The sequence below is a fragment of the Asinibacterium sp. OR53 genome, from assembly GCF_000515315.1.
Classification (GTDB): domain Bacteria; phylum Bacteroidota; class Bacteroidia; order Chitinophagales; family Chitinophagaceae; genus Sediminibacterium.
The window spans coordinates 3,708,997-3,710,364 of record NZ_KI911562.1; the positions used below are offsets into that span (position 1 = coordinate 3,708,997).

Annotated in this window: 1 protein-coding gene; it reads right to left on the reverse strand. The window is 45.0% G+C overall.

Annotated elements, in window-relative coordinates:
- Window positions 1–1,368: hypothetical protein (locus SEDOR53_RS18400; protein ID WP_198018994.1), on the reverse strand; the 1,368-nt coding region annotated here is incomplete at both ends.

Consider the following 1,368-nt stretch of genomic DNA (forward strand, 5'->3'; position numbering starts at 1 on the left):
ATGCGGTATCGTAATATTTCACCACTGCCTGATTATGTGCATAAGGACTCAGCATATTAACCGTATCCGTTTTGCGCAGCAAGTTCGACACCATTGAAGCGGTATCGGAGTATTTCACAAACTGGCCACTCTTCGCATAACCGCTCAGCATATTCGATGTATCACTGATCTTCAACCGATTCGACAACATGGTTGCTGTGTCTGTCTTACGAAGCAGATTAGACAGCATCGATGTTGTATCATAATACTTCACCACGGCTTGCGATTGTGCATAAGGGCTCAGCATGTTCGTTGTATCGGTCTTGCGCAACAGATTTGACACCATTGTGGCTGTATCGGAGTACTTCACAAACTGACCGCTTTTCGCATAGCCACTCAGCATATTCGATGTGTCACTGATCTTTAACCGATTTAACAGCATCGAGGCTGTATCCGTCTTACGAAGGAGATTCGACAACATGCTTGTCGTATCATAATATTTTACCACGGCCTGGCTATGAGCATAAGAACTCAGCATGTTCGTTGTATCGGTCTTACGTAATAGGTTCGATACCATTGTGGCCGTATCGGAGTACTTCACAAACTGGCCGCTCTTCGCATAACCGCTCAGCATATTCGATGTATCACTGATCTTTAACCGGTTAGATAACATCGTTGCTGTATCTGTCTTACGCAATAGGTTCGACAACATCGATGCCGTGTCATAATATTTTACTACTGCCTGGCTATGGGCATAAGGACTCAGCATATTAGCTGTGTCCGTCTTGCGCAAAAGGTTCGATACCATTGTGGCCGTATCCGAGTATTTCACAAACTGGCCACTCTTTGCATAACCACTCAGCATATTTGATGTATCACTGATCTTCAACCGGTTCGATAACATAGTTGCTGTATCCGTCTTACGCAGCAAGTTCGACAACATCGATGCCGTGTCATAATATTTTACCACTGCCTGGCTATGGGCATAAGGACTCAGCATATTCGTCGTATCGGTCTTGCGCAACAGGTTCGATACCATTGTGGCCGTATCCGAGTATTTCACAAACTGGCCACTCTTTGCATAACCACTCAACATATTCGATGTGTCACTGATCTTTAATCGGTTCGACAACATCGTAGCTGTATCTGTCTTACGCAACAGGTTCGACAACATCGATGCAGTATCATAATATTTCACTACGGCCTGGCTATGTGCATAAGGGCTCAGCATGTTCGTCGTATCGGTCTTGCGCAACAGGTTCGATACCATTGTGGCTGTATCGGAATACTTCACGAACTGGCCACTCTTCGCATAACCGCTCAACATATTCGAAGTATCGCTGACCTTCAACCGATTCAACAGCATCGAGGCGGTGTCATAATATTTTA